Source organism: Nostoc sp. DSM 114167 (assembly GCF_052692655.1).
The window spans coordinates 6,923,412-6,944,686 of record NZ_CP195116.1 but is presented as its reverse complement, the minus strand read 5'-3'; the positions used below and the strand labels follow the sequence as shown (position 1 = coordinate 6,944,686).

The window sequence follows — 21,275 nt, the reverse complement described above, 5'->3', positions numbered from 1 at the left end:
ATTAACCGCCTATTTCCGGGCAACAGCCATAATGTGAGCGCTCATCCCCAACATAGAGGGTTCGGTTTCTAACCAGCGAATCGCTTCTAAAAGGCGATCGCGGCGCCCTACATCATTCCAATGTTCCTGAAAGTTTTGTAATAACCAGCCTGGCCCTTCAATCGCTAAAATCTTTTCAGAATGTAAACCCGCTTCTTCAACCTCTGCTCTGAGTTCTTCTGGATGATGAAAGAAGGTTTTTGTAAAGTAGCGAGGATGGTTGTTTGGGTTGCGGTGTTGACCATCAATCAAATCCTGTTTAACAATCTCTACAAACTCTGGATCGTCTAAATGTCCCTGAAATAATCCATCTAAGGTTGAAGCAAAGCGAGAAACTCCCGCAGCAAAAACAAAACCTCCAGTTTTTAAGATCCGATGAGCTTCACGTAAAGCAATAATCCGATCTGTGCGCTCAGTCAGATGATACAAAGGCCCAAGTAACAGAACAGCATCAACGCTATTATCCGCCCGATTGAGTTGCCGAGCGTCTCCAACAGCCAAACTAGCTAGAGGATGCTCCGGTTGAGCTTGAGACAAATGTCGGGCTTGCTCTATGTGCAAAGGAACTGCATCAATGAGATGGACTTCATAACCCTGTTGAGCAAGCCAAAAAGAATAAACGCCAGCACCACCGCCAACATCGAAAATCACTGCGGGAGGAGGCGGTAGGTAGCGGCTAATAAGTTCTTGGCTTCGGGTTAATTCCAGCAGACCTGCACCTTTTGATAACCGATCTTGCTCTTGACCACTCGCGTAATGGATTAACGCTTCATCTCCAAGCAGATTGTTTAATTCAGATAAATCAGACATCGTGAATCTCAACTTCAATCAAATCATTATCTTTAAGGTTATATAGCTCCCGCAGTTTCACATCACAAGCTATCTCAATAATTGTTTTTGGATGATCTCCATTTTCAGTATTATTTTTGTCTGTTCTTAAGATAAAAGCATCTCTGCCAAATATCTGACAGGGAACAATACTCACAGAAACAGTCCCTCCATATTCTTCCTTTTCCAGACGCATAACATTTTTCGGGAGATGGTAAGGTCGATCTAATTGAATATTTAAAGTTCCAGGGAAGAATTTCATTCCGGTTTTTTTCAAGTAATATTCTTGGAGTTTCTCAATCCAGTAAGAAAAGTTTCCGAAACCACTGACAACCTTACCTTTTAAAATTTTCATATATCTTTATGTATATAAATAAGCTGGTATTTATATTAGTTAAACTTCAAGAATAATTTAAAATCCAGAAACAATAATTTGTCTCTAACTCTTTCCCCCTGCTCCCACGGTTACTGAGCGTAGTCGAAGTATGCTCCCCTGCTCCCTATTTGTATCAACCTGAAAGTAAAATGGTATTAGAGGGGAGTAGTACTTATACCGCGCACAAAAATATCTACACAGGTTTCGATATAGTCCTCACAGCTATAGCTGCTGGAATTGAATTTTGCACTGCGGCATAGCATTCCAGCTAACAGCATTCCTGTGAACATATCGACAGCCGGAAATGGATCGAGGTCTGCTCTGACAGTGCCTCGTTTCTGACTCGATTGCAGGTAAGCTACCAGTTTTTCGGCTAAGGGCTTGGCAGCTTCTTGAATCACTTGTTTGGCTGCCTCTGGATGACGTTTGGCTTCTCCAATGAAGGTACGAATTAAGTCTTCCTGCGTCTCCAGCATAGTATTGTAAAGATGGGCATACTGTTTTAAATCAATTTTGAGATCCTGTGTCCACGCTTCGGGGTGTGCAAGGGCTTCTGTCTGGAGTGCTAAGGCATTTTTCATTACTGCTCCCAGAAGTTGTTCTTTGCTAGCAAAGTGGCGAAATAAAGTCACCTCATTTACACCAGCAACACGAGCTATTTCACGGGTAGTTGCTCCTTGAACACCTAAACTGGCAAATACCTGCAAGGCGGCTTCTATCAAACGTGTACGGGTGAGAGTTGATGAACGGATAGTTTTATGCATTTATGCTGGCAAGTACTTACTTTGATCATAGATTATGTAGAAAAAGTAGTCGTAATTTAGGGAAAATAGTATTAATGCCAACATTTTTAAAGTTATTGAAAATATTTCCCTCTTAAGTTGATTTCGCTGCAATAGCTAATGTTTTACTCATTTTAGTAACTGGAACAACTATCCCACTTCTTAAATAATGAGGTGCTTTTTGGATAGCAGTAAATCCCAATCGTAAATAAAACCCTTCAGCATAAAGGCTAGCAGTTGTAATTACCTTGTCTATACTTTGCTCAGTTGCTTCGTCGCAAAAATGTTGAACTAAAGCACGGCCAATCCCTTTACCTTGATATTTAGGATGAACATACAGCCCGATGAGTTCATCAACAATGAAACTAGCAAAACCGACAACAACATCTCCCTCGATCGCAACCCAGAAAGATTCTGTTTTCATACTCTTCAAGATATTTGAACCATCAGGTTTGTCGCGGTAATTGCGCCAAGCTAAAAGTTCTTTTTGGGTGTAGAAAGTTGCAGGTAGAGCTTTGATAGCAGCAATATGAATTGCACTCAGCACCCACGCATCTGTTTCTTGGGCAGGTCGAAGAGATATTTCGTTAGTGTTCATTTGAAATTTGTATTAGATGCTTGTTTGACTTTCTAAGCCAAAGATATCGAGTTTGGGATATAAAAATTTTAGTTGGGTAGGCAGTAGCCCGTCATAGACATCGCAACACATCAATTAGCTGATATTAGTAGTTTGCAATTGAGTTACAACTCGCTGGACAATTTGCCGTCTAATTTCCTGAACATTATGACTCGCAGCGGTAACACGAGCAAGTACAGCCGCCGGAGCAGTTTGGGGAGAACCACTGTTAAAGGGTGGTTGGGGATTGTATTCGATCCCTAGTTGAATTGCTTGGGCGATCGCTTCTCCAAATAACTCAGCAGCGATCGCTAGTCCAAAATCAATGCCAGCTGTCACACCGCCACCTGTAATTCGATTGCGATCGATGACAACTCTTTGGGCAATTGTCTCAACTCCCAACATCTCAAGCAAATCCAACGATTGCCAGTGAGTAGTGGCGTGATACCCCTGAAGTAAACCCGCCGCCGCCAGCAGCAGAGAACCAGTGCAGACAGCAGTAACGTAGCGAGCTTGTTTCCCTTGGTTTCTAAGAAAATTGAGAAACTTTTCATCTTCCATTTTGGCATTGATACCTGGGCCTCCTGGCACAAATAACACATCTAAGGCTGGTGCTTGAGCAAAGGTTGTGTCAGGTAGAAAGGTAAGGCCGCGATCGCTCCGAATTGGTTCGAGTGTTTCCGCTAGCAAATATACCTGCGCCTTTGGCAATCTGACAAAGATTTCGTAGGGCCCCGTGAAATCTAACTGCGTCACATTTGGGAATAATACTATTCCAATCGATAGAGAAGGAACCTGTTCAATAAAAGTCATTATTTATACCCTTATTTGCAAAATTCTAATATAATTGCTCTCCCAGCTTGTCAAATACTATAACTTCTGAAACATAAACTACGGTAATCTTATCGACAAAAAGTATTACAAGCTTTAATCACCACTAAATCTACCGACAAACCGTATATTATGGATAAAGCAATAAAATAACCAACTTCAAAAGACAACTTTTGAAGTAATCAAGCAATATCTTGTGATATTTGGCTAATTTTGTTGTGCTTATTTTGAATATCTGCTTAAAGCTTGCTCTCTTAGAGTATTTAGCAAGCTGGCAGATATTAGAAAGTCAAAAGGAGTGAATGTGATCAACGCCATACAAATTAACGAAAACTTGACAACTACAGGACAAGTCATACCGAAACAGCTTGAGCAAGCTATTCAAGAAGGTTTTAAGTCCGTTCTCAATCTGCGATCGCCTGATGAACTAGGATTTTCTAAGGATGAGCAAAAAGTAGCGGAAGCATTGGGGCTGTATTATCAAAATGTTCCCCTCAAGGTGGATCTCAAAAATTTGAATGAAGAGGTAATTACCAAAATCCTCACGACACTCGAACAAATCCCGAAACCAGCAGTTGTGCATTGTGCCGCCGGAATGCGATCGACTGGAATTGCGCTGTTGAGTATCGCTATCCAGGAAGGATTAACGCCAGAGGAAACCTTAGCAAAAGCAAGAAATCTCGGCTTTGGATTCTTTGAACACGCTGGTGTTAGTCCCCGATTGAAGCAATTATTTGTGGACTATGTTAACAAACACGCGAAGGTAGCTTTACCTGCTAGCTGCTCTTAAGTATTAGTGATTTCTAATTGTTATGTCTTAATAGACTAGACGGCTGCTATACAAATTATTGAAGAAGAATTCAGAAGTTAGGATTCAAAATTAAGATGTTCTCTATGTTCGCGCGGCGGTAGCGAGTCCCACAGAATTCAATTCTGTTAGCGGATAGCTAAGGTTTAGCTCATTCTGACTCACCTCGACTGCACCCTTCTCTACGAGAGGCTGCGCCAACGGCTACGCTCAGGACAGGCTCGGCGACCACCTGACTCCTGAATTCTTTCTTCTTAAAAATTAAAAACTGCTCTTGCTGAAAGTAGACAAGAGCAGTTTTTAATAGCAAAGCCCAACATAAAAATTTAGGCATCTTCAAGTTCAAATTGAGCCACCGTAACAGCATTAAAAGCGAAAGCTAAAACTAATGGCATTGGCGACTGAAACCAAAAGGTAAAAAGAACAGCTAGGATTGTGCCTATTACTGCGGACATTGACCACAATCGCTCTTCAAAAGTCAGTCCTTTTTCGGCTTTAATCAATCTGAGAGCATGAACTGGAATTGGCTCCGGCATTACCCCACCCGGAGGGAAAGCCCAGAAGTTGTTACGTCGCTCAACAAATAAATCTGTCCAGCCATTTTCTTGGCACCATGCCTCAATCCATTGAAGTGAGTAATGATTCATCATCGGGTTTCAGAGTTCGGTTTGTAGAAGTTTTGTGCTTGGTGAATGTAAACTCTTGGAGATTCCTGAAGAACTAACTAATCGCTATAAAGTGAACGCTAATGCTCGATATTTAAGCTTTGTTAAGCAATTGAGACGCATATAATTACGACTCAAACTTTGCTTTCATTAATTAAAAGACTAACAGTTGATCGGGGCTGTTGAATTTAAAAGACAACAAACTTTACTTGAAAAATAGAAAGTCAAGAATTGTAAATAACTCCATGAGTATTACTGCTCAAAAAAACTTTTTATATCTTGAAAATTTAAATCTACAAATGAAGAATTGTAAATAAGTCAACAAGCATAGACCATAGGAAATATTGCTTTATTCAGCTAAATTATTCCTTTAGAGTTAGGAATTTCAAGTTTTATCTTTATCAAGAGCGATAGATTATGCTCCCCGTCTCTGTTTTGCTAAAGCTTGCTCGATCGGAGAAACAATTTATACTCAGTCATGGCGATCGCTATTGTATAAATATTGTTCTGAATATTTAATTTTAGTGCGATCGCAGATTGCCCCTCTCTACCTCAAGTAGCAGGGAGAATTTTGCGAAAGTAAGAAGTTTATGCTCTTTTTGCGTTACAAAATATTAAGCAACGGAAATACACGTTATCCAAGTCCAGTAGCAAGGCTGCGAGTCTCAATTAGTACGATTCAGTCTTGCTAATATTCAAATGCGGTAATTAAATGGGGAAATTATACACTAAATTGGCTCTCAATCTTTTTTGGCGGCAAACACTAGCATTCCTTCTCGGAATTATGATCTGGTGTGTGGCCGATCCAGCAGTGGCAGTAGACTGGACTCATCCACTGTCATTTAGCAATGCAGAGCTATCAAGACGTGATTTTTCTGGACAGAGTTTGCAAGCTGCGGAGTTTTCTAACGCCAATATGGAATTGGCTAACTTTACAAACGCTGACTTACGGGGAGCAGTCATGAGCGCTTCGGTGATGACAAAAGCAAATCTCCACGGAGCGGATTTAACGAATGCAATGGTCGATCAGGTAAACTTGACTAAGGCAGATTTGAGCGATGTAGTTTTCAAAGAAGCTCTTTTGCTCCGCGCCATATTTAATGATGTAAATATAGACGGTGCAGATTTTACAGATGCAATTTTGGATAGAGCGCAAATTAAAGAACTGTGCGAAAAAGCCAGTGGTGTGAATTCCAAAACAGGCGTGCAAACTCGTGATTCTCTAGGATGTCAATGAAGCGTGTTGGTGTAATTGGTGGCGGACAACTAGCCTGGATGATGGCGGATGCAGCACAGAAGCTAGGAGTAGAATTAATAGTACAAACTCCAAGCGTTCACGACCCGGCCGTGTCAATCGCTCAGGAAACTGTTTTCGCGCCAGTTGATGATGCAAGTGCTACGGAAATATTAGCTCAAAAATGCGATGTTATCACCTTTGAAAACGAATTTGTTAACCTGCAAGCTTTATCTCTTTTATCACAGCAAGGCGTTTGTTTCCGTCCCAAATTAGAAGCTTTAGCTCCTCTTTTAGATAAATATCATCAGCGTTGCTATTTACGTGATTTGGGCTTACCAGTTCCTCAATTTTTCGCCCTTGAGGAGGTGGAAAATATTCAATCCAAAATAGAATATCTAGGTTTTCCAGCAGTCTTGAAATCCCGTCGTCATGGTTATGACGGTCAAGGTACTTTCATAATTCAGGATTTTGCTGCTTTAGAACAAAAGCTAAGTCATGAAACCACAACAAAGACTTTAAATCAATCACTTTTCTTGGTAGAAGAATTTGTTCCTTTTGAAAGAGAATTAGCAATAATTGCAGCTCGTTCTGTGGAGGGAGAAATTGTCACTTACCCAGTAGTAGAAACCCAACAAGAACAACAAGTTTGTCGGCGGGCGATTGCGCCAGCCGAAATTACGCCCAATCAAGTAGCAGAAATCCAAGCGATCGCACATACTCTATTAAATAGCTTAGAAGTTGTAGGCATTTTTGGAATTGAGCTATTTCTCAGGGCTGATGGCAAAATCCTGGTAAATGAAATCGCACCACGCACCCACAATTCTGGGCATTTTTCTCTTGACGCTTGCGAAACTTCTCAGTTTGAGCAACACCTGAGAGCAGTTTGTGGTCTACCTTTGGGGAATCCGGCTTTACAGTGCGCGGGTGCTGTAATGGTTAACCTACTGGGGTATGAAAATTCTCACAGCGACTACCAAAGCCAGCGTCAACAAATAGCAGAAATTCCGCAGGCGCACGTTCACTGGTATGGGAAGACAGAATCACGTCCTGGGCGGAAGTTGGGACATGTCACTGTTTTGCTGGATAATCAAAATCGAGAGTCGGCAAGTGCATACGCCAATAACATCGCCCGCAACATAGAATCTATCTGGTATCCCAGGTAAATAGATCGGAAAGTTTCGATATTGAACACACAACATCTTTTGAAAAGCTATAATGAGTGAGTTGCACTACGACGTTGGTGACTGCCATCAAGTTTTTTGATCTATGCCTTTAATGACAAGGGAGTCAACTGTTCTCGTGGCAGTATACCGGGCATGTACCCGGAAACTTTAAACGAGGAATTTAGGTTCCCACCTGGATAAACCCAGGTCATAAACTTAGGTAAAACGGCGTCGCGGTGAACTTAAAATTATTAGCTTCCAAAGTCAGTTAGAATTTGGGAGCTTTAATTATTTAAATCAGTTTAAAATAAGCGAACTGACAGTAAAGATAGGCATGTTTTTGGGAAACCTAGATACTGAGGTCTCAAGAATTAAGCCCTATGGTCAGCATTCCCGGATATCAAATTAGCAAAGAACTCTACAACGGTTCTCGAACCTCGGTTTATCGCGCTAATCGAGAAACTGACCAAAAATCTGTAGTGATTAAGCTGATGAAAACTGCTTATCCCAGCTTCAGCGAATTGCTACAGTTTCGCAACCAGTTCACCATTGCCAAAAATTTGAATCTACCTGGAATCATCCAAACCTATAGCCTGGAACCCTATCAGAATGGCTATGTGTTAGTGATGGAAGACTTTGGGGGAATTTCTCTAAAGCAGTGGCAAGACAGAGTAGAGAATAGGAGAATAGGGGAAACAACACAAGCTCTCATTGAGTTTTTACAAATTGCGATCGCACTGTGCAATACATTAGATATTCTAATTCGTTATCGGATCGTTCACAAAGATATTAAACCTGCCAATATTTTAATTCATCCAGAAACTAAAGAAGTTAAGTTAATTGACTTTAGTATTGCATCTTTGTTGCCACGAGAAACTCAAAGCCTCATGAGTTTTAATGTATTAGAAGGGACACTTGGCTATTTGTCTCCAGAGCAAACCGGACGAATGAATCGGGGGATTGATTACCGGACTGATTTTTATTCTCTGGGTGTAACTTTTTACGAATTACTAACAGGGCAATTACCATTTCAATCGCCCGATCCGATGGAATTGGTACATTGTCATATTGCCAAACTTCCGTCTTTAGTGCATGAGATTAATCCACAAATTGCGCCTGTACTCTCATCTATCGTTAGCAAATTGATGGCGAAAAATGCCGAAGACCGCTATCAGAGTGCATTTGGGCTGAAATATGATTTAGAAAATTGTTTAGCTCAACTTAAAAAGACGGGTAAGATTGTAAGTTTCCCAATTGCTCAACGGGATGTGTGCGATCGCTTTATTATCACAGAAAAACTCTATGGGCGCGAGCATGAAGTTGAAACTCTGCTGAAAGCATTTGAACGCGTTACCAACAACCAAACAGAACTAATGCTGGTAGCTGGTTTTTCTGGTATTGGTAAAACTGCTTTAATTAACGAGGTTCACAAACCTATTGTTCGGCAGAGAGGCTATTTCATCAAAGGCAAATTTGACCAATTTAATCGGAATATTCCCTTTTCCGCTTTTGTGCAGGCATTTCGAGACTTAATGGGACAATTACTGAGTGAAAGTGATGTCCAATTGTCAACTTGGAAAAATAAAATTTTACAAGTGCTGCGGGATGAGGGGCAAGTTATTCTTGAAGTAATTCCCGAACTAGAACAAATTATTGGTCAACAACCACCTGCAACGGAACTTTCACAGAGTGCAGCCCAGAATCGCTTCAATTTACTCTTTCAAAAGTTCATTCAGGTATTCACCACAAAAGAACATCCATTAGTAATTTTCCTCGATGATTTGCAGTGGGCTGATTCTGCATCACTCAAATTGATGCAGTTGTTGATGAGCGAATCAGGAAGTGGAGCTTTACTTTTAATTGGGGCTTATCGAGACAATGAAGTATCTACCGCGCATCAGTTGATGTTGACTTTAGCGGAGATTCGCAAAGTCAATGCGACAATCCACAGCATTACTTTAGCTCCGTTAAGTAAAGCTAGTTTAAATCAATTGGTAGTTGATACCTTGAGTTGTTCAAGTAAAACTGCCCAACCACTAACGCAACTCGTCTATCAAAAAACTCAAGGAAATCCATTTTTTGCAACGCACTTTCTCAAAGCATTGTATGAAGATGGGCTGATTACTTTTAATTTTGCTCAAGGTTACTGGCAATGTGATATTGTTGCTGTGAAAGCACTTGCCCTCACGGATGATGTTGTAGAATTCGTAGCGCTACAGTTGCAAAAATTGCCAGATGCAACGCAAGAGATGTTGAAATTAGCTGCATGTATTGGCAACCAGTTTGATTTGCTAACCTTAGCAATTGTTTCTGAACAATCGGAAACGGAAGCAGCAGCATCTTTATGGAAAGCTTTGCAAGAAGGGTTAGTTTTACCTACTAGTGAAGTTTATAAATTTTTTCAAGATAATGAACATATTTATGACTCAAACGCCTTAGATTCTAATTTCCAAATCCCCACCTATAAATTTTTACACGATCGCGTACAGCAAGCGGCTTACTCTCTAATTCCAGATGAAGAGAAACAATTTACTCATCTAAAAATTGGTCAATTACTCTTACAAAATACCTCTGAGTCTCAGCAAGAGGAGCGAATTTTCGAGATTGTCAGTCAGTTGAATTGGGGAATGGCATTAATCACCCAGCCGACTGAACGTCAACAGTTAGCTCAATTAAATTTGAATGCCGGTCGAAAAGCGAAAGAAGCTACCGCTTATAGTGCAGCAATTCATTACTTATATTCTGGAATGCAGCTGCTACCGATTAATAGTTGGAAAATCGCCTACGAATTGACTCGAAGTTTACACGAAGAAGCTGCCGAAGCTGCTTTTCTCAACAATGAATTTGAGCAGATGGAATCTCTTATCCAGGTTGTCATCGAACAAACAACCACCTTACTGGATAGAGTGAAAGTTTATGAAGTGCAACTCCAAGCTTATCAGGTTCAGGGTCAACCATTCCGAGCGATCGCAACAGGGTGTGAACTTCTCGCTCAACTTGGGGTAACATTACCTGAATCAGTAACACCTCCAGACATTCAGCAATATGTAGTCAACACACTCTCAACTTTGGCAGCCAGAAGTATTCAGAGCTTAGTTGATTTGCCATTGATGGACGATACCAAAGCTTTGGTTGCTTTGCGGATTATGGCTAGCATTGCTCCCGCTATCCACCAGACTTCTTCCTATCTTTTACCCATTATTGCCTGCGAAGAGGTAAATTTATCTCTTAAATACGGTAATGCACCACTCTCTGCACCAGGGTATGCAGATTTTGGAATTGTACTTAATACTTGTAACCAACTGGAGTCAGGCTACGAATTTGGCAAGTTAGCTTTAATGCTTGTGGATAGATTTCAAGCAAAATCTGTTCAAAGTATGACTATATTTAAGGTGGCTGCATTAAATCAATCTAATAAACAACATATTCGCGCCTCAATTAGTTTATTACAGGAATCTCATAATATTGGATTAGAAACAGGCGATTTTTTTCATGTGCTGGCATCGATGATTTTCAAGTTATTCTATGTCTATTTAAGTGGCACAGAAGTTTTAGAAGTCTTGCTAGCAGATATCAAAGCCTACGAATCTAATTTCGCCAAAAACCAGCGCTTATTAAATTGGTCTAGTATAGTCTGTCAAAGCATTAAAAATCTAATCGAATATAGCGACAATCCAGAATGCCTCATTGGTGAAAATTGTCAAGAAGAACAACTTTTATCTGCGCTCATCAAAGAGAACGACGAATTAACACTCCATATATTTTTCTTGAGTAAGTTAACACTTGGTTATCTTTTTGAGAATTTTTCGGCGGCAGTTGAGAATGCAAATCAGGGAGAGCAATACCTTAACGGTGCAGCAGGAATGCTATCTGTGCCTGTTTTCTACTACTACGATTCTCTGTCTCGGTTGGCTATCTATCCAACGGCTGAAGCATCTCAACAAGAGCAATTACTCTTAAAGGTTGGCGAAAATCAGGAAAAATTGCAGTTTCGAGCCAAATTTGCACCGATGAATTTCCAGCACAAATTTGATTTGGTGGAAGCAGAACGGCATCGGGTTTTAGGCGAAAAAATAGCAGCAATAGAATTGTACGATCGCGCCATAACTCTAGCGAAAGAAAACCAATATATCCAAGAAGAAGCCTTGAGCAATGAACTAGCTGCCAAGTTCTACCTCGACTGGGGCAAAGAAAAAATCGCCCAAGTTTATATGCAAGAAGCTTATTACTGCTATGCTCGTTGGGGTGCTAAAGCCAAAACTGAGGATTTAGAAAAACGCTATCCTCAACTCCTGGCTCCCATCTTACAAGGGCAGCATCATCGCTTCCAACTGAGTTCAACCGTCGATGCATCATCATTTCCACATCAAACCATCCACACAAATCTTTCTAGCAGCAGTATTTCGGAAGCCCTCGATTTTGCCACCATCTTTAAAGCCGCACAAGTTCTCTCCAGTGAAATTCAATTAGAGCAATTACTCACTACCCTTTTGCAAGTGGTGATGGAAAATGCTGGGGCACAAAAAGCTGCATTATTTGTACTTCAACAGGGCGACTTGGTGGTTGAAGCTGTAGCTACCATCAATGAAGGAGTCAGCCTGGTATCTGCACCATTGTTAACCAGTGAAAGCATTCCGATTACATTGGTAAACTATGTCAAACGTAGCTTAAAAACTGTTGTGCTGGATGATGCAACAGCACAAACAGATTTTATCGCCGACTCATATTTTATGCAGCAACAACCTAAGAGTGTGTTGTGTACGCCGATGTTAAATCAGGGTAAACTCATCGGGCTGCTATATCTAGAAAATCCCCTGACAATTGGTGCATTTACAAGCGATCGCACCGAAGTTATCCAACTGCTATGCACTCAAGCCGCTATCTCTCTAGAAAATGCCCGTCTTTATCAAGAATCTCAAAATTATGCCCAAGAGTTAGAGCGATCGCTACAAGAACTTGAGCATACCCAATTACAAATGGTGCAAAATGAAAAAATGGCAACCTTGGGTAATTTGGTTGCTGGGGTGGCACATGAAATTAATAACCCGATTGGATTTTTGAAAGGCAGCCTTAACAATGCCGAAGAGTATATTCGAGACTTACTCGCCCATATCCAATGCTACCAACAACATCATGCCAATCCGGCGATCGCAGTCATTGAGCATAGCGAAGAAATTGACCTAGAATTCTTGACTGAAGACTTACCAAAGCTAGTAAGTTCGATGAAGGTGGCAAGCGAGCGGATTAAAGACATTAGCATTAGTCTTCGCACCTTCTCCAGAGCCGATACAACTGAAAAAGTTGCTTGTAACCTCCACGAAGGGATTGAGAGTACCCTGTTGATTTTGAAGTATCGCCTCAAAGCTAACGAAAAACGTCCAGCAATTGAAGTCATCACCGAATATGGAAAATTGCCGCCTGTTAAGTGCTTTTTAGGACAGTTAAATCAAGTATTTATGAATATCCTTGCTAACGCAATCGATGTCTTAGATACTTCCTGTGAAGGGCTTTCTTTTGCCCAAGCCCAAGCCAATCATCACCAAATACTGATTCATACCGAAGTATCCAGCGAACAAAATATGGTAGTAATTCGCATCAAAGATAACGGTCAGGGAATGCCAGAGGAGGTTAGAGCTAGGATCTTCGATCGCCTATTTACAACGAAAGAGGTTGGGAAAGGAACAGGATTAGGATTAGCGATCGCTCGTCAAATTGTCGAAGAAACCCATGATGGGCGGTTGAGTTGCAATTCTGTGCTTGGCGAAGGAACAGAATTTGTCATTGAGATTCCAGTATTTTAACTAATTTGCGATTTTCCTCTCAATGCATAACGCTTCTAATTTTTCGGTAATCTGGAGAACAGCAATAGCATAATTCTCCTAAATCTGTATAACTTGATTCTAAATGAGGTAGCGTTCAGAGTTAAAATGACACAATTGCGTTAAATTGTGGTCAAAACTACAAAAAATTGTTAAAACAACTAACTAATACCGTATTTCCAGCCTCGATCTTCCGACTAGACAGTGGTTTAACTTTTATTCATCAAGAAATTCCCACTACTCCTGTCGTTGTGGCGGATGTTTGGGTGCGTGCTGGAGCCAGCTTAGAGCCAAAACCGTGGTTTGGCATGGCGCACTTTTTAGAACACATGATTTTTAAAGGTACGGCGACGCTACCCCCTGGAATGTTCGATTCCCAAGTTGAAAATCGGGGAGGCATCAGTAATGCAGCGACAAGCTATGATTATGCTCATTATTCACTCACCACAGCTGCCCCTTATTTAAAAGATACTCTTCCCTACTTGGGAGAACTACTACTCAATGCGGCAATTCCAGAAGATGAATTTAGCCGAGAACGGGATGTAGTGCTAGAGGAAATTCGCTCATGTCAAGACGATTCCGACTGGATAGGATTTCAAGCACTGATTCAAACCATCTATCCGCATCACCCTTACGGACGTTCGGTGCTGGGTACTGAACAAGAACTGATGCAGCAATCACCAGAAGCAATGCGCTGTTTTCACCGCACTCACTATCAGCCGGAAAACATGACGGTGGTAATTGCAGGGGGTATAGCCCAGCAACCAGCTTGGGAAATGGTAAATCATTCATTTAGTGATTTTGCCGAACCCTCGAATTGTCCGCAGTTGGAGAAAGTGACAAAGCCAGCGATCGCCGGAATTCATCGTCAAGAATTGTGTTTACCACGGATAGAGCAAGCGCGATTGTTGATGGCGTGGCTGGTACCCGGAGTAGAAGATATCCGTACTGGCTATGCTTTAGATTTTTTGTCAGTTTTATTGGCAGAAGGGCGGACTTCGCGTTTAGTGCGCGATCTGCGAGAAGATTTGCAATTGGTACAGGGAATTTGCAGTAGTTTTTCTCTACAACGAGAATCAAGTTTATTTACAATTACTGCCTGGTTAGCACCAGAAAATCTGGAGGAAGTTGAGTCTTTGATTTGCGCTCATTTGGATGATTTGCAGACTAAAGGAATTAGCGAACAAGAACTTGCTCGTACACGCAGGTTGCTATGTAACGAGTATGCGTTTTCTACCGAAACGCCAAATCAACTTACAGGGCTTTATGGATATTACAATACCATTGCCCAAGCTGAATTAGCAGTGACATATCCCCAGCAGATTCAGTCTTTTGATGCCCAAGAATTGCAAAAATTAGCTAAACAGTATCTCTCGCCAGAGAATTATGCGGTTACTGTACTTAAACCGTGTTAGTTATTGGGCATTGGGCACTTGTACTGAGCGAAGTCGAAGTATTGGGCATTGGGCACTTGTACTGATCGAAGTCGAAGTATTGGGCATTGGGCATTAGTTTTTGACAAAGGACAAAGGACAAAGGACAAATGACAAATGAGAAAGGACAAATGACAACCTTGCTGCAAAAATCGCCCATCCATCGCACTGTATTGAACAATGGCATTGTCGTGCTGGTGACAGAAAATCCGGCTGCGGACATTATTGCAGCGCGAATTTTTGTGCGTGCCGGTAGTTGTAACGAAAACCGGGAGCAAGCAGGGTTGGCACATTTGCTCTCAGCAGTCATGACAAAAGGATGTGATGGACTTTCTAGCTTGGAAATTGCAGAAATTGTCGAGTCTGTAGGGGCGAGTTTGAGTGCGGATGCTGGCACTGATTATTTTTTGCTATCTTTCAAGACGGTAACATCTGATTTTGGGGAAATTTTAACATTGGCAGGGCGGATTTTGCGATCGCCTACCTTTCCCGAAACTCAAGTGGAACTAGAACGGCGTTTAGCACTCCAGGATATTCGTTCGCAAAAAGAGCAACCATTCAATGTCGCCTTTGAACAAATGCGGCAGGTAATGTACCAAAATCACCCATACTCTATGTCAGTGCTGGGAGATGAAACCACTATGAGCCGCTTAACTCGTGCAGATTTAGTGGAGTATCACCAAACTTACTTTCGTCCAGATAATGTAGTAATTAGTATTGCTGGTAGAGTCACACCCACAGATGCAGCAGCATTGGTGGAAGAAGTTTTTGCTGATTGGCAATCTCCACCCCAAGCACTGCCAATACTGAATCTACCTGAGATTAAGGTAGAACCGCAGGTAAGGGTAAAACCAGTACAGACACAACAATCAATTGTGATGCTCGGTTATTTAGGAACATCAGTGAGTTCTGTTGACTACGCCCCATTGAAATTGCTGTGTACCTACTTGGGAAATGGGCTTTCTAGCCGCTTGTTTGTCGAATTACGGGAAAAACGAGGTTTAGCTTACGAAGTATCCGCTTTTTACTCCACAAGGCTATTTCCAGCGTCCTTTGTAGTTTACATAGGTACAGCACCAGAGAATACCAGCATCGCCCTAGAAGGACTGCGGAAAGAAGTAGATTTATTGTGTACTACCGAAGTATCCGAAAGCGCGCTCCAAGCTGCGAAAAACAAGATCCTGGGGCAATACGCCTTGGGTAAACAAACGAACGGACAAATTGCTCAGATATACGGTTGGTATGAAATTTTGGGCTTAGGAATTGATTTTGACACCAAGTTCCAAGAATTGATTACGGCGGTGAGTGCCAAAGATGCGATCGCTTCAGCTTGTAAATATTTAAAAGAGCCTTACTTGTCTTTAGTTGGTCAAGAAGAAGCAATTAATCGAGCGATCGCAAACTGAGAATCTGCCGCAATGACGCCCCTTGGAGATATCGTAAAATGCAGCTGTTTTTTAGACCAAGCGGCTGTACCATTAGCATGAGAATCTTCTGGGAGTGAATTCCATGCAACGCAGCCTGACAGCAAGTATTTTGAGTTACTTAAAATTACTAGACCCAACTGTAAATCGCTGTAGAATGGAAAAACGGCAAAAAGATTGGTGGCCAAAGAAGTCTAAATCTTTATCAGCCATTAAAATACTCTTGTTTTCTGCTACACCTCTGCTGATTACCTCAACGGCTGTAGTATCAATAGCAGCTCCACAAAAAATTGCCCAAGTAAATCCTGGAAATAGCATCAATCGCCCTAGCCTGAAAGTTGGCAGTCAAGGCGAACGTGTAGCTGAACTTCAGGCAGCTCTGAAACTTTTGGGTTTTTATTCTGGTGCAGTAGATGGTATTTATAGTGAAAATACAGCTACTGCTGTTTCCCGATTTAAACAAGCAGCTGGCTTGAATCCAGATGGCGTTGTTGATGCCAGCACTTGGCAACGACTTTTTCCTAATCAACCAGTAGCAGCATCAACCGCCCCTTCATCCCAGCCAATATTTAACTCAGCTACAAATTTTCCTGTTCCAACCCAGGCTAGTAACCTCACCAACGTTAGAAATCCCAACCCCAACCCTCCCAGACAAGCTGTAACACAAGTTCCGACTAGACCAGAACCAAAACCTACTACCCCAAAAAAAGCTGTAACCCAGGTTACGAACAACCCTGAGCCAAGACCTGCTACTCCCAGAAAAACTACAACTTCTAGCACAAAGAAACCGCCAAAGCGTACTACATCAACTACTAGAACTCAGTCAAACACAACTACAAAACGAACTCCTGGTATTCAATACACCTCAGAAGGATTGCCAATTTTGCGTATAGGATTACGTGGTTCTGAAGTTGTTAAGTTGCAACAACAACTGAAAAAGCTTGGTTTCTTGAAAGGTGATGCTGATGGCGACTTTGGCGAGACAACCGAAGCAGCAGTGAAAGCTGCACAAAAACGCTATGGTTTAGAACCTGACGGCGTAGTTGGTGGCTCTACCTGGGAGGTTCTTTTGCGGCGTTAGGTATGGTATGAGCATAGCCAGCATCTCCTTTGCGTGTAAGCAAAAACGCTGACAAAATGCTCCGAAGTTTTGATAACTTATTTCTTTTTTGGAAATCCCCAAGTTACAGAGGTTTTTCAACTTCAATAAACCTCTGTAGGGGTTTTGCGCTTCACAATATTTTTTATGAATTTAACTAAATCATCGTAATACCATTTTGAAAAATGATTGCGACAGATGGATTCACACCAAGCCAGACGCACCAAGGCAATTCCCAATCCAAAATCGTTCGACTGAGCGACTTGCCTTGAGCGAAGTCGAAAGGAGCCGAAGTCTAAAATCCAAAATCTAAAATGGTATAAGTTCCCCACTTAAATTGTACTCAGGTCGGTGTGGGTAGTTCACTGCGGTACATCCTGCAATACGATAAAGATATACCGATTAGAAATATCTCTCTTGCCAGTACTGAAAAATTACATTGATTTTAGGCTGATAAAAGATGATGGCAACTTTTGGAGTCAAGCACAACAACACTCGATAGTGTTACAAATCACAACTGGCAATAGTGAAATTAATTAAACTTACTACTAATTCCTCTAAAAAAACTTATGCAACACTTTGTATTAACTTGGCTCGGTACTGCGGTGGCGTTATTCATTACAGCTAATATCGTTCCAGGATTCTTTATCAAGAATTTTGTGACTGCCTTAATTGCTGCCTTTGTAATTGGTTTGGTTAATGCATTTATTAGACCAATTTTACAGATTTTGACGTTTCCAATTACCTTGCTCACCTTTGGTTTATTTACATTGGTGATTAACGCCTTAGCCCTTTGGCTGGCAAGCGTCCTAACTCCTGGTTCTGGTTTTGAGATTCAGGGCTTTTTACCTGCTTTGTTAGGTTCAATTGTACTAGCAATTGTTTCTAGCATCATTAACTATTTTTTGAGAGTTGTTGACTAGAAAATTAAGGAACTTTTGTAATACTAATAATATTTAAAGCTTGGGCAACCGCAAGAGTTACCGCTCCTGGTTGCCCTTGTATTTGGAAAATTTGTTTAGGAACTAAAAACTTCACCCGCAATTTCTCTATGTTTGTAAAGGGGGAAACAGTCAAAGATGTGAGTTGAGAAGCTGCAAGAATAGCAGCTGCCTCTGCTACGCTAGGCGTACCTACTCGCTCGTCGATAATTGTGGCAGGGTTGGGGACACAGACAGAGCGAAGTATTTCCGCAGAAAAGGTTTTTAGGGGCAAATTGCGGAGGCGACAAAGTTTGACTAAGCCAACTTCCGAGGCTTTAGTGTCAATGGTAGCAATACCTGCGATCGCACTTGGAAAAAGTTGATTTTCTCGAAATACTTGCTCAATTGCCCCATCAATCAACTGCCATGATGTTCCTCGTTTACAACCGATTCCTACCCATAAAACCTGTTGCACTTGGTGTATTTCCTTACTCAATTGGTCAGGGTTTGGTTTACTCCAACAGCCAACCAAATAAATCTCCTACAGTCAGCCTCAATTCACTTGCAAAATCTGGCACAGGGAGTAAAGCTTCTAGTTCATCCAACATGACTGGCTGTTGATTGCGGATGTAGACAAATACCGTTTGTTCTTCTGGATCGATCAGCCAACCCATTTGTGTTTCATAATTCAGGCAATGCAGAATATTTTTTGTAACTTTCGTTTGTCTTTGGTCAGGTGATAGAATCTCAATAGTCCAATCGGGAGCAGCTGAAAATAAATTTGCTACCATGCCATTTTCTTGGCGAGGTATTCTCTCCCAGGTAAATACCGCTACATCCGGGACAATTGATCTGCGACCAAAAGTACACCGCAGTTCTGGATATGCTCGTGCAACTTTTTGGGGTTTCAAGATAGCATTAATAAAAATAATCAGTTCACCTTGAATAGTGCTATGTTCTCCCTGTGCCATTGGTTTTTGAATAATTTGGCCATCGATGTATTCACTAGCGGGCTTTGTTTCTGGTAACATCAGAAACTCTGCCAAAGTTATGCTTTTTGATGGTGTCTGTACCATTTGCGATCGCCTCCAGTCCAGCAATTCTAATTAAAAAACCGCAAAGTACACAAAGAAGCTATAACTTAACTCTTACTCTGCGTACCTTAGCGTTACCTTAGCGCCACTTTGCGTTAAAAAAAGTATTACATCCTCTCCAATACCTGAATTCCCAACAAAGATAATCCCAGCTTCAGAGTTCTAGCAGTCAAATCACATAAAACTAAACGGGATGTGCGCTGCGGTTCCTCAGCTTGTAGTATGGGACAGCGATCGTAGAATTGGTTAAACTTCTGACTCAGTTCAAACAAATACTCACATAAACGATTGGGCAACAAGTCTTGCTCTACACTACTAATAACTTCATCCAGTTGAAGTAAATATTTTGCCAGCACTAATTCTGTTTCATGCTGCAACAAGACGACATTATTTCCCAACTCTTTAAAGTTAATATCACCCTTGCGGCTAATCCCATGAATCCGTGCATAAACATATAGCATATAGGGCGCAGTATTACCTTTAAGATCCAGCATTTTGTCGTAGCTGAAGATGTAGTTACTGGTGCGATTTTGACTTAAGTCTGCATACTTAACTGCGCTGATTCCAACTACCCTAGCAACTTCATTAATGAATTCTTCACTTTCTTGGCGTTCTTCTTTTTGTAATCTAGTTTTTAAGTCAGCATGGGCACGAGAAACAGCTTCATCTAATAAATCCCGCAAACGCACAGTATCCCCAGAACGAGTTTTGAATTTCTTGCCATCTTCTCCTAACACCAACCCAAAGGGTACATGCACTAATTCCACATCATCAGGAATCCATCCGGCTTTGCGTGCTACCTGAAAAAATTGGGCAAAGTGGTTTCCTTGTCCAGCATCTGTTACATAAATTATCCGCTTTGCTCGATCCTGCTGAATCCGGTAACGGAGAGATGCTAAATCTGTTGTCGCATAGTTATAACCACCATCTGATTTCTGCACAATTAAGGGCAAAGGTTCACCTTCTCTATTTGTAAACCCTTCCAAGAAAACACATTTTGCCCCTTGGTTTTCTACCAGTAATCCAGATTTTTCTAAATCTTCCACAACTCCTGGTAGCAAGGGATTGTAGAAAGATTCGCCGCGTTCAGTTAACTTGATATCCAATAACTCATAAATTACTTGAAACTCTCGCCGCGACTGTTCGCACAAAAGTTTCCAAGCATGGAGTGTATCTTCTGCACCTGTTTGTAATCTGACAACTTCTTGGCGTGCTGTCTCTTGAAAAGCTTCATCTGTATCAAACCGCAATTTGGCTTTGCGATAAAAAGAGACTAAATCACCAATATCTACAGCATTCGCGGTGGTAAGGGCGTCTGGGTAAACTTCCCGCAGATAGGCGATTAACATCCCAAACTGCGTACCCCAATCACCGACATGATTTAACCGCAGTACATCGTGTCCTTGAAATTCTAAAATCCGGGCGATGGAATCACCAATAATCGTCGAACGCAAGTGTCCGACGTGCATTTCTTTGGCAATATTCGGACTGGAAAAATCTACAATTTCTCGCTTCGGCGTTTTCGCGGCTGGAACTCCCAGTCTGGGATCGGCTTGAATCGCGTTGAGTTGTGCTTCTAAGTATGCTGTTTTCAGTTTGAGATTGATAAATCCTGGGCCAGCGATTTCCGGCGGTTCGCAGATTTCGGATACATCTAGTTTTTCAACGATCGCACCTGCGATCGCTCTTGGTTGCAATCCTAACTTTTTACTCAAGGATAAAGCCACATTCGCCTGATAATCGCCAAATTTAGGATTGCTAGCAGGAACCAAAATTGGATCTACTCCAGCCAAGTCAGCGCCAAAAGCCGCGATTAAAGCCTGCTCTAAGAGAGCTTTTAGTTTTTCTTGTGTAGCGTTCATATATAGATTTTATCTGTGAAAGGGGGAATGTAGCTCTGGAAAAGCTTGATTATTTTAACCTTAAAAGATATTCATCAAGTCTAAGCAAAGACTCTCATTTTAAAGTAGAACCCCCTTAAATTGTCTCCCATCCTCGGCATAACTTCTAGATTCTGACGATACCGAAGTCTATTTTGACAGACTACTAGTTAATCCAGTCAACTAAAGCGTAGTACGTAGTAAACACTTTAGCGCTTAAAACAAAGACTAAACTTATTTACCCAGGTTTCATTGATT

At 41.4% G+C, this 21,275-nt stretch carries 17 protein-coding genes and 1 other RNA gene; 9 read left to right on the top strand and 9 right to left on the bottom strand.

Translation table 11 applies throughout. From position 1 onward, the window contains the following. Nucleotides 1–9: 9 nt before the first annotated feature. The 5 genes from NSTC731_RS29320 to NSTC731_RS29300 all read right to left on the bottom strand — a co-directional run bounded on the left by NSTC731_RS29320 (nucleotide 10) and on the right by NSTC731_RS29300 (nucleotide 3,454). Nucleotides 10–849 (bottom strand): class I SAM-dependent methyltransferase, encoded by an 840-nt coding sequence (locus NSTC731_RS29320; protein ID WP_445628022.1) that lies wholly within the window; start codon nucleotides 847–849, stop codon nucleotides 10–12. Further along, nucleotides 842–1,222 (bottom strand): DUF120 domain-containing protein, encoded by a 381-nt coding sequence (locus tag NSTC731_RS29315; protein ID WP_445628021.1) that lies wholly within the window; start codon nucleotides 1,220–1,222, stop codon nucleotides 842–844. The genes NSTC731_RS29320 and NSTC731_RS29315 overlap by 8 nt, the downstream gene beginning before the upstream one ends. A 176-nt stretch (nucleotides 1,223–1,398) precedes the next feature. After that, nucleotides 1,399–2,007 carry a TetR/AcrR family transcriptional regulator gene (locus NSTC731_RS29310; protein ID WP_445628020.1) on the bottom strand — a complete coding sequence of 203 codons (609 nt, stop codon included), beginning with the start codon at nucleotides 2,005–2,007 and terminating at the stop codon, nucleotides 1,399–1,401. A gap of 112 nt (nucleotides 2,008–2,119) precedes the next feature. Then, complete coding sequence (locus NSTC731_RS29305) at nucleotides 2,120–2,623, bottom strand: GNAT family N-acetyltransferase (protein WP_445628019.1); 504 nt, start codon at nucleotides 2,621–2,623, stop codon at nucleotides 2,120–2,122. A gap of 114 nt (nucleotides 2,624–2,737) precedes the next feature. Next, a complete protein-coding gene (locus tag NSTC731_RS29300) occupies nucleotides 2,738–3,454 on the bottom strand; it encodes a DJ-1/PfpI family protein (protein WP_445628018.1) in 717 nt (238 codons plus the stop codon). Between the two features lie 322 nt (nucleotides 3,455–3,776). Between NSTC731_RS29300 and NSTC731_RS29295 the strand changes: the two genes are divergently transcribed. Next, nucleotides 3,777–4,262: a beta-lactamase hydrolase domain-containing protein gene (locus NSTC731_RS29295; protein WP_194040625.1), complete on the top strand. Its 486-nt coding sequence runs from the start codon at nucleotides 3,777–3,779 to the stop codon at nucleotides 4,260–4,262. A gap of 344 nt (nucleotides 4,263–4,606) precedes the next feature. On the opposite strand, the gene NSTC731_RS29290 is transcribed toward NSTC731_RS29295, so the two are convergent. Continuing rightward, nucleotides 4,607–4,930 carry a hypothetical protein gene (locus NSTC731_RS29290; RefSeq protein ID WP_445628017.1) on the bottom strand — a complete coding sequence of 108 codons (324 nt, stop codon included), beginning with the start codon at nucleotides 4,928–4,930 and terminating at the stop codon, nucleotides 4,607–4,609. Nucleotides 4,931–5,729: 799 nt separating this feature from the next. Here NSTC731_RS29290 and NSTC731_RS29285 point away from each other — a divergent pair. From NSTC731_RS29285 to NSTC731_RS29250, 8 genes are all read left to right on the top strand, one after another. Continuing rightward, complete coding sequence (locus NSTC731_RS29285; protein ID WP_445628016.1) at nucleotides 5,730–6,182, top strand: pentapeptide repeat-containing protein; 453 nt, start codon at nucleotides 5,730–5,732, stop codon at nucleotides 6,180–6,182. After that, on the top strand, nucleotides 6,179–7,345 hold the full coding sequence (locus NSTC731_RS29280; protein ID WP_445628015.1) for a 5-(carboxyamino)imidazole ribonucleotide synthase: 1,167 nt from the start codon (nucleotides 6,179–6,181) through the stop codon (nucleotides 7,343–7,345). Before NSTC731_RS29285 ends, NSTC731_RS29280 begins: the two co-directional genes overlap by 4 nt. A 60-nt stretch (nucleotides 7,346–7,405) precedes the next feature. After that, nucleotides 7,406–7,589: non-coding RNA, 6S RNA (gene ssrS / locus NSTC731_RS29275), on the top strand. Between the two features lie 136 nt (nucleotides 7,590–7,725). Next, nucleotides 7,726–13,146 carry a trifunctional serine/threonine-protein kinase/ATP-binding protein/sensor histidine kinase gene (locus NSTC731_RS29270; protein WP_445628014.1) on the top strand — a complete coding sequence of 1,807 codons (5,421 nt, stop codon included), beginning with the start codon at nucleotides 7,726–7,728 and terminating at the stop codon, nucleotides 13,144–13,146. 167 nt (nucleotides 13,147–13,313) lie between these two features. After that, complete coding sequence (locus tag NSTC731_RS29265) at nucleotides 13,314–14,579, top strand: M16 family metallopeptidase (protein WP_445628013.1); 1,266 nt, start codon at nucleotides 13,314–13,316, stop codon at nucleotides 14,577–14,579. A gap of 149 nt (nucleotides 14,580–14,728) precedes the next feature. Further along, nucleotides 14,729–16,003 (top strand): M16 family metallopeptidase, encoded by a 1,275-nt coding sequence (locus NSTC731_RS29260; protein ID WP_445632200.1) that lies wholly within the window; start codon nucleotides 14,729–14,731, stop codon nucleotides 16,001–16,003. A 103-nt stretch (nucleotides 16,004–16,106) separates the two neighbouring features. Further along, on the top strand, nucleotides 16,107–17,102 hold the full coding sequence (locus tag NSTC731_RS29255) for a peptidoglycan-binding domain-containing protein (RefSeq protein ID WP_445628012.1): 996 nt from the start codon (nucleotides 16,107–16,109) through the stop codon (nucleotides 17,100–17,102). Between the two features lie 587 nt (nucleotides 17,103–17,689). Beyond that, nucleotides 17,690–18,043 carry a phage holin family protein gene (locus NSTC731_RS29250; RefSeq protein ID WP_322692341.1) on the top strand — a complete coding sequence of 118 codons (354 nt, stop codon included), beginning with the start codon at nucleotides 17,690–17,692 and terminating at the stop codon, nucleotides 18,041–18,043. Between the two features lie 4 nt (nucleotides 18,044–18,047). Here the strand turns inward: NSTC731_RS29250 and NSTC731_RS29245 are convergent, their stop codons facing one another. The 3 genes from NSTC731_RS29245 to argS all read right to left on the bottom strand — a co-directional run bounded on the left by NSTC731_RS29245 (nucleotide 18,048) and on the right by argS (nucleotide 20,999). Beyond that, nucleotides 18,048–18,518 carry a cobalamin biosynthesis protein gene (locus tag NSTC731_RS29245; RefSeq protein ID WP_445628011.1) on the bottom strand — a complete coding sequence of 157 codons (471 nt, stop codon included), beginning with the start codon at nucleotides 18,516–18,518 and terminating at the stop codon, nucleotides 18,048–18,050. Nucleotides 18,519–18,555: 37 nt separating this feature from the next. Next, nucleotides 18,556–19,119 carry a Uma2 family endonuclease gene (locus NSTC731_RS29240; RefSeq protein ID WP_445628010.1) on the bottom strand — a complete coding sequence of 188 codons (564 nt, stop codon included), beginning with the start codon at nucleotides 19,117–19,119 and terminating at the stop codon, nucleotides 18,556–18,558. 125 nt (nucleotides 19,120–19,244) lie between these two features. After that, nucleotides 19,245–20,999, bottom strand: a complete 1,755-nt coding sequence (gene argS, locus NSTC731_RS29235) for an arginine--tRNA ligase (protein WP_445628009.1) — start codon at nucleotides 20,997–20,999, stop codon at nucleotides 19,245–19,247. Nucleotides 21,000–21,275 lie beyond the last annotated feature (276 nt).

Bases quoted from the DNA above. Each gene is read 5' to 3' on its own strand.
- NSTC731_RS29320 (WP_445628022.1), bottom strand. From the start codon at position 849: ATGTCTGATTTATCTGAATTAAACAATCTGCTTGGAGATGAAGCGTTA.
- NSTC731_RS29315 (WP_445628021.1), bottom strand. From the start codon at position 1,222: ATGAAAATTTTAAAAGGTAAGGTTGTCAGTGGTTTCGGAAACTTTTCT.
- NSTC731_RS29310 (WP_445628020.1), bottom strand. From the start codon at position 2,007: ATGCATAAAACTATCCGTTCATCAACTCTCACCCGTACACGTTTGATA.
- NSTC731_RS29305 (WP_445628019.1), bottom strand. From the start codon at position 2,623: ATGAACACTAACGAAATATCTCTTCGACCTGCCCAAGAAACAGATGCG.
- NSTC731_RS29300 (WP_445628018.1), bottom strand. From the start codon at position 3,454: ATGACTTTTATTGAACAGGTTCCTTCTCTATCGATTGGAATAGTATTA.
- NSTC731_RS29290 (WP_445628017.1), bottom strand. From the start codon at position 4,930: ATGATGAATCATTACTCACTTCAATGGATTGAGGCATGGTGCCAAGAA.
- NSTC731_RS29285 (WP_445628016.1), top strand. From the start codon at position 5,730: ATGATCTGGTGTGTGGCCGATCCAGCAGTGGCAGTAGACTGGACTCAT.
- NSTC731_RS29280 (WP_445628015.1), top strand. From the start codon at position 6,179: ATGAAGCGTGTTGGTGTAATTGGTGGCGGACAACTAGCCTGGATGATG.
- NSTC731_RS29270 (WP_445628014.1), top strand. From the start codon at position 7,726: ATGGTCAGCATTCCCGGATATCAAATTAGCAAAGAACTCTACAACGGT.
- NSTC731_RS29260 (WP_445632200.1), top strand. From the start codon at position 14,729: ATGACAACCTTGCTGCAAAAATCGCCCATCCATCGCACTGTATTGAAC.
- NSTC731_RS29255 (WP_445628012.1), top strand. From the start codon at position 16,107: ATGCAACGCAGCCTGACAGCAAGTATTTTGAGTTACTTAAAATTACTA.
- NSTC731_RS29250 (WP_322692341.1), top strand. From the start codon at position 17,690: ATGCAACACTTTGTATTAACTTGGCTCGGTACTGCGGTGGCGTTATTC.
- NSTC731_RS29240 (WP_445628010.1), bottom strand. From the start codon at position 19,119: ATGGTACAGACACCATCAAAAAGCATAACTTTGGCAGAGTTTCTGATG.
- argS (WP_445628009.1), bottom strand. From the start codon at position 20,999: ATGAACGCTACACAAGAAAAACTAAAAGCTCTCTTAGAGCAGGCTTTA.